This window comes from Dietzia sp. Cai40, assembly GCF_014145165.1.
Taxonomy (GTDB): Bacteria; Actinomycetota; Actinomycetes; order Mycobacteriales; family Mycobacteriaceae; genus Dietzia; species Dietzia natronolimnaea.
The window spans coordinates 1-6,961 of record NZ_JAALEB010000122.1; the positions used below are offsets into that span (position 1 = coordinate 1).

At 67.9% G+C, this 6,961-nt stretch carries 4 protein-coding genes; all 4 read left to right on the plus strand.

The genetic code is table 11. From position 1 onward, the window contains the following. Nucleotides 1–373 precede the first annotated feature (373 nt). The 4 genes from G6022_RS05655 to G6022_RS05675 all read left to right on the plus strand — a co-directional run bounded on the left by G6022_RS05655 (nucleotide 374) and on the right by G6022_RS05675 (nucleotide 6,767). The gene (locus tag G6022_RS05655; protein WP_182609800.1) at nucleotides 374–1,351 is read left to right on the plus strand and encodes a type IV toxin-antitoxin system AbiEi family antitoxin domain-containing protein; all 978 of its coding nucleotides are present in this window, start codon (nucleotides 374–376) and stop codon (nucleotides 1,349–1,351) included. Further along, the gene (locus tag G6022_RS05660) at nucleotides 1,344–2,273 is read left to right on the plus strand and encodes a nucleotidyl transferase AbiEii/AbiGii toxin family protein (RefSeq protein WP_182640140.1); all 930 of its coding nucleotides are present in this window, start codon (nucleotides 1,344–1,346) and stop codon (nucleotides 2,271–2,273) included. Before G6022_RS05655 ends, G6022_RS05660 begins: the two co-directional genes overlap by 8 nt. Nucleotides 2,274–2,841: 568 nt before the next feature. Then, nucleotides 2,842–4,197, plus strand: a complete 1,356-nt coding sequence (locus G6022_RS05670) for an alpha/beta hydrolase-fold protein (protein WP_347237885.1) — start codon at nucleotides 2,842–2,844, stop codon at nucleotides 4,195–4,197. Beyond that, nucleotides 4,194–6,767 (plus strand): DUF2156 domain-containing protein, encoded by a 2,574-nt coding sequence (locus tag G6022_RS05675; protein ID WP_241731068.1) that lies wholly within the window; start codon nucleotides 4,194–4,196, stop codon nucleotides 6,765–6,767. Before G6022_RS05670 ends, G6022_RS05675 begins: the two co-directional genes overlap by 4 nt. Nucleotides 6,768–6,961: the final 194 nt, after the last annotated feature.

The following is a 6,961-nucleotide window of genomic DNA, read 5'->3' on the forward strand; positions in this document are numbered from 1 at the left end:
CATCAACTCCGCTGTCCGAAATCAACGCGGCAGGTCAGGACCTGAGTGAGGTCACGCGCGGATAGGTCCGCCTCGCCATAGGGGCGCACGGGGTCCGGAGAGAGCGATGGATGACGACCGTGCGTCTCGGGGGCCGTTCCCGGGTAAGTGTGCATCGCTCTTACCCGCTCTGGGTCACGGGCCGACCTCCCTTGTGCGCCGCCAAGCGTTGTTGGGTCTTATTCGGCTGCGTAAGCGATGCTCTCGCCCGCCAGCAATGCATCGCCTTGAGGCCGCACACTTGGACGCTTCAATAGTATCTATTTCGGGCATTATTGAAGCGGCAGCACTCGTTGGGAACTGCAAAAGTAGCCCTATGTGTAATAATTGCAGTATGAAACTGGGGGAAGCGACGGAGGCCGTCTTGGATCTTGCGGCCCAGCAGTGGGGCCTGTTCACTGCCGCCCAGGCCCGAGAGCTGGGTGTTAGTGCCGTCCTCCTGAGTCGCCTCGTGGACCGTGGAGTACTGCTGCGGGTGCGTCACGGGGTCTACGCGAGCGCCTCAACCCCAGTGACGACCGTGCTCGAGGTTCGGGCGCAATGGCTGGCCTTGAAACCGCATGCCCTGGCCGCTGAGCGCAGATACAACGACGACCAGTACGCGGTCGTCTCCCACGAAACCGCCGCGCAGCTGCATGGAATTGGCGATCTGCCCAGCGAGGCGATCATTTTCACCACGCCCGGCCGACGACAGACACGCCAGCGCGGTGTTCGGTTCGTCACCGCAGCGCTGTCCCCGGGGGAAGTCATCGACATGGATGGATTGCCGATCACCACCGTGGAAAGAACTGTGTTTGACCTGGCCCGTGCCGGGCATGAACCGGGACACCTCATCGATATGCTCGCCGATGCGCTGTCCAGGGGTCTAACCACCACAGATGACCTGGCAGAGGCTCTCGCGCCGGTAGCTGAGAACTTCGGAACTATCCGCAACACCGCGCCAGCAATGCGCGCTCGTCTGGAGGAACTCTTCCCGAGCCACCGCGCTGGCGATGACCACCTCGCCCGCATGATGCAGCAGGCGATAGCGCCGATCCAGGAACAGCTCCGCGAGATCGCCGCCAGAACTGCCCCGAACCTTAAGCTACCTGCGTCGGCAGCATTAGACTCGTCGGCGATGCTCTCCCCAGCGCTCCGAGAGAAGCTGGAAACCCAAGCCAGCACTACCGTGCAGGCCTTCGGGGACGCGCTAGCCGCTACCGGTGGTGGTTATGGCAGCAGCGTTGGTGGTGGCGCTAACTGGCTTCGTCAAGAGCGAAGCAAGACCAGTGACACCGAGGACGACGACCAGGCCGGCCGGGACGATGCCTGAACCCAGACCGCGGGCCACTCATGGCCAGATCACCGCCGGGCTACGCCAGTTCGCTAAGCAGCAGAAGTTGACCCCGAACGCCGTCTACAGCAGGTTTTTCCGCGAAGTGTTCCTCGCAGAACTGATGGCCACCGACCCGGTGTGGGTCCTTAAGGGCGGCACCAATCTCTACTGCCTCATCCCCGGGGCTCGCCACACCCAAGACTTGGACCTGTACCGGCAAGCCTCCCCCACAGGCCATCGCGCAGCCGCCGACAGTCTGATCGCAGCCATGGACCAGACCACAATAGGCCCGTACACCTTCTATGTGCGCAACCCACGGAGGGAGACGGCCAGCGGAACCGTCGAGAACATCCAACTGACCGTCATCGTCCGATTCGGCACTACCGAGTTCTCCCGGTTCAACATCGACGTCTCCGGAGACCTTGAGGCGCCCACCGTCACCGAACCACTGGCGGTCACCCGCGCCGACCCACTCGAGGTCCCGTTCGCTCGCCGGCACTTCACCGTGCTGTCCTACCCGATAGAAAACCAGCTCGCCGATAAAACCTGCGCCATGTACGAGATCCACGGCACCCGTAGCTCCACCCGGTACCGAGATCTCTACGACATCGCCTTAATCGCCCTCGAACTCGAAGTGGACGCAGGAAAACTGCGCACCGCACTAGGCCAACAGTCCCGCATCCGCACCCTGGCTCTCCCTCCCCGCCTCATCCTTCCCAGTGACGAGTGGCCGGCCGGATACCAGAAATTCGTGGGCACCCTCCATCGACCCCGCCCAGAACTGCGTGCTGTCGACAGCGCGCTGACCACGGCCGAAGCGCTGCTGAACTCTGTCCTCTCCCCCGACAACCCGATCACCGCCGGCTGCTGGTCCCCTGAACGGCGCAAGTGGCAACCACGACCTGTCCCCCCGGCATGAATAAGGAAACCCCCGCCCACACATTGCCCGGGTCAGGCCGGCAGGGCATCCTCTCGAACCGACGGCGGGGCGAACCGATATCCAGACGTTATTACAAGTAAACGATGCCGAGTTCACGATTTCGCACACCAGACCATCGCCAAGAAGCTTGCGCGCCCGTGGGGCTGAGGCACTGCGCGGTGTGCGGTCCTGACGGACGGCGGCGCCCACTGCTGGGGACTGAACCACTACGGGCAACTGGGCGACGGTTCCGCCGGTGACAGCGCGATACCCGTGACGGTGGACGGGCTATCCGACGTGGTCGCGATGAGCGTGGGAAGTATGCATTCCTGCACATCCCTCCGCGACGGTTCGGCACGGTGTTGGGGGAAACTTCCTCGGCTACCTGGGCGTGGACCCGCACCCTTTCGGCCACCGACCTCGGCCACTGACTCTGGTGACAGCGCTGTGCCCGTCTCCGCGTCGTCTCAGCAAACCCTCCTAGGCTTCGACCCGCGGTGTCACGCGGGTGACGACGACGCGGGTTCGACAGGCGGCCTGACGTGGTTCGCGGTGGAGGTGGGTGGCGGTGCAGCAGCTACTCGGTGTGTCTCTTCTGGAGACGCCGGTGCTGGCGACCCTGTGGGTGCTCGTGGTGGTCGGGTTCGCGGGCCTGTCGCTCGCCGGCTCCACGGGAGGGAAGAGTGACTCCCGGGATCGACGCCGCTGGTGGCTACGGATGCTGCCCGCGTGCACGGTCGCCGCCGTGCTGGTGACCGTGGCCGGCGGGGTCCTGGTCGAAGGGGTGTTCAGACCCTTCCCGGATGCGATCCCGCGGACGGTGTACGTGTGGATCGCCGTGTCCCTGCTCGCGGTGATGCTCGCGGTCACCTGCTTGGCCGGCGGAAGTACCTCCCGGCGCCCGTGGCGCGTGGGCGGAGTGGTGCTCGCAACGGTTGCCGTGCTCCTCGGCGCCGGCGGTCACGTCAACCGTGTGTACGCCGAGTTCCCCACCGTCGGCACCCTGATAGGAGTGCCGGAACACCGGACCGTCCCCCTTGCCGACGTCCTCGGGTCCGCCCCGACGACCGTCGGCGACGATCTCCCGCCCGGGACCGCCGTGGAGGAGGTGTGGACGCCGCCCGAGAACATGCCGACGAGCGGGGCGATCACCGAGGCGACGATCCCCGGGACCGCGTCGGGTTTCACGGCGCGGCCCGCCCAGATCTATCTGCCGCCGGCATACTTCGCGCAGCCTCGCCCACTGCTCCCGGTCCTCGTCCTGCTCGCCGGTCAGCCCGGCGCCCCCGAAGACTGGGTGGTCTCCGGGAGATTGCCGGTGATCGCGGACGCGTTCGCGGACCGGCATGCCGGGCTCGCCCCGGTCGTGGTGGTGGCCGACCCGATCGGGGAGTCGCTCGGGAACACGCTGTGCGTCGATTCGCCCCGGGGCGATGCCCGGACCTACCTGTCCGTCGACGTCCCGGCGTGGATCCACGAGAACCTGCAGGTCGCCTCGGGGCCGATGTCGATGGCGATCGGGGGGCTGTCCTTCGGCGGGACGTGCGCGCTCCAGATGGCCCTGTCCGACCCGGACGTCTTCCCGACCTTCCTCGACATGTCGGGGCAGGGAGAACCGACGATCGGCACGCGATCCGCCACCGTCGAACAGTTCTTCGGCGGAGACGAGGCGGCATTCCGCCAGAACAACCCCGCCGACCTGCTCGCGAGCCGGCACTTCCCCGGCCTGGCCGGCGCGTTCGTCTACGGATCCACCGACACCGAGTACGGCCCGGCGGCGAAGGACCTCTATGCAGCCGCGCTGTCCGCAGGGGTCGACGCCCACCTCACCGAGTTGCCCGGGGGGCACAGTTACGCCGTGTGGTCCGCAGGCCTCGAGCGCGAACTTCCCTGGCTCGCCCAGAGGACTGGGCTCATCCGATGAGGCCGACGATCTCCACCGTGCGCCGATACGCGGCCCGGGCATGGTCGACCTCCCCGGTCACCATCGCACTGCTCGCCCTGATGTGGGTGGTGGCCGCAGTGACCGGCACAGCGCTCCACGGTCCGGATCCCGAGTGGTTCGACAGGGTCGCAGCGGGGTCGGTGTCCCTGGGCCACGGATTCGTCTGGACCCCGATCACGTCCGGCCTGGTCGTCTCCGGCCTCGCCGATCTCCTTGTCTCCACCCTGTTGCTTCTGGCGGTGGGCCCGGTCGCCGAGCGCCTGCTGGGCGGGACCCGCCTCCTCGTCACCGCCCTCGCCGCTCAACTCGGAGGGGTTCTCGGCGGGATCGGTCGCGACCTGTTGGTCGGCATTCTGACCAACGGGGACAGGGGGGCGCCGGTGGCCCCAGCGCACTCGTGGGTCGATCCGCTGCCGTGGATCCTCGGGATCCTGCTGGCGGCGACGAGCCGGATGCCGACCCTGTGGCGACGCCGGATCCGCGCCGTCGTCCTGACTGTTCTCGTCACTCTCCTCTTGTTCGCCGGGCATCCCCAGGATGCGGTCCGGTTGTCCGGGGCACTCGCGGGACTTGCCGTCGGTGCCCTGCAGGCGACGGAGCGCCACCGCACCCCGCTGCTCGGCGGATCGGTCCGGGAGACCCGAACCCTCGTGGCCCTGGTCGTGGCGGCGACCGTCCTGGGCCCCCTCCTGGTCTCGCTCACCTCAGGCGCGGTCGGGCCCCTGGCGCCCCTGAGTCAGCTCGTACGCGAGGTGCCCTACACCCCGGCACAGGTGGCCGAGCTGTGCGAGGCCGCCCCGGGCGGGATCGACTGCTGGAACGCCAGACAACTTCTCCGCCTGACCGGGGTCGGTCCCCTCGCTCTCACCCTCATGCCGTCCGTTCTCATCCTCGTCCTGGCCGACGGACTCCGACGCGGCCGGCGCGCGGCACGCTGGTGGGCGCTGGCCGCGTACGGCACTCAGCTCGCTGCCTCAGTCGCTCTGCTCGTCACCGGACCCATCAACGGCGGCCACGGACGACGCCAACTGATCTTCGGGGCGGCCCCGCACGCGCTCACGGTCTGGGTGGTGTCGCCGCTGGTGGTGGTGACCGCGGTCCTGCTCACCCTGCTGGCCACCGGACGGTTCTTCCGCGTGCGGGCGAGCAGTCGCGCGTTCAGACAGTCGGCCCTGTCGATCACTGCGGTGGTGCTCGGCGGGCTCGTCGCCTTTGTCAGCCTCGGTGCGGTGGTCACGGAGGGCGTCGCGGCGTCCGGTCTCTCCGACCCGTCGATCGCCGAGCTCGCCCGCGACTATCCGGCTCGCCTGATTCCTCCTGCGTACCTGGGCCTGTTCGGGCCGACCCTACTCCCCGTCTCCGACGCGGCGACGGCGTTGTTCGAGTGGATCGGCGTCGCCGTCTGGGCCTGCGTCATCGTCGTCCTGTGGCGCCTTCTGCGGGCGCGGCGCATCGACGAGGACCCCGCGGCCCACGAGCGGTTACGGCAGTTGCTGCACACACCGGGCGGGTCCTCTCTGTCGTGGATGACGACCTGGGACGGCAACGAGTACTGGTTCACCGACCAGCACCCGCCGGGTCGCCGGTCCGCGGTGGCCTTCCGGGTGGTCGGCCGGGTCGCGCTGACCACCGGAGGCCCGGTGGGGCCGCCGGATCAGTCCGGCGCCGCGGCGCTGGAGTTCGCCGAACATTGCGCTCTGCAGGGGCTGGATCCCTGCTTCTACTCCGTCGACGACGAGCTGGCGGCGGCGCTGAGGGCGGCGGGGTGGTCCTCGGTCCAGGTGGCCGAAGAGACCGTGATCCCCCTGCCCGACCTGGCGTTCACCGGCAAACGGTTCCAGGATGTCCGCACCGCCCTGAACCGGGCGCGCAAGGAACAGGTGACGGCCACGTGGACGACCTTCGCCGAGGCTCCCCTGACGCTGACTCAGCAGATCGTCGCCATCTCCGAGGAATGGGTGGCCGACAAGGGTCTGCCCGAGATGGGTTTCACCCTCGGTGGAATCGACGAGCTACGCGATCCCGAGGTGCGTTTGCTGCTGGCCGTCGACGGGGACGACGTCGTTCACGGCGTGACCTCGTGGCTCCCCGTCTACCGAGAGGGTGTGCTCGTGGGCCTCACGTTGGACTTCATGCGCCGCCGTACCGGCGGCTTCCGTCCGACGACCGAGTTCCTCATCGCCTCCGCCGCGCTCACGGGCAAGGAGGAGGGCTTGGAGTTCCTCAGCCTGTCCGGGGCACCGCTCGGGCACGGTCGACGTGAACCGAGCGGGGACGGCCCGCCCGCGCCCCGGGACGCGTCGTCGTTGACCGGTGTCCTGGACCGCGTGGGGGAGACGCTCGAACCCGTCTACGGGTTCCGCTCGCTCCTGGCGTTCAAGGCCAAGTTCCACCCGGAGTACCGCCCTCTACATCTGTGCTACCCGGATGCGGCGACGCTACCGGCGATCGGTGTCGCGGTGGGACGGGCCTACCTCCCGAAGGTGGGACTCGGCCAGGGAGCCCGCCTGGTGTCCACACTGAGGCTGGCTCACACCACAGCGGGATGACCCGCAGGGCTGCACCGGTGCCACGGCTCTACTGCGGATGCCGGAGAGCGGCCACCGCGTGGTCCTTCGAGGGGTCCTTCTACGAACCCACTCGACGAGGACCGGCGCCGACCATCGCCATCCGCAGCGATGATCGGCGTCGGCCGTAGAAGCAGGCTCTAGGAGACTGCTGAACAAGCTGTGATCTTGGCCGC

What these genes read in the sequence shown, in the direction of transcription:
- G6022_RS05655 (WP_182609800.1), top strand. Translation starts at nt 374, where the DNA reads ATGAAACTGGGGGAAGCGACGGAGGCCGTCTTGGATCTTGCGGCCCAG.
- G6022_RS05660 (WP_182640140.1), top strand. Translation starts at nt 1,344, where the DNA reads ATGCCTGAACCCAGACCGCGGGCCACTCATGGCCAGATCACCGCCGGG.
- G6022_RS05675 (WP_241731068.1), top strand. Translation starts at nt 4,194, where the DNA reads ATGAGGCCGACGATCTCCACCGTGCGCCGATACGCGGCCCGGGCATGG.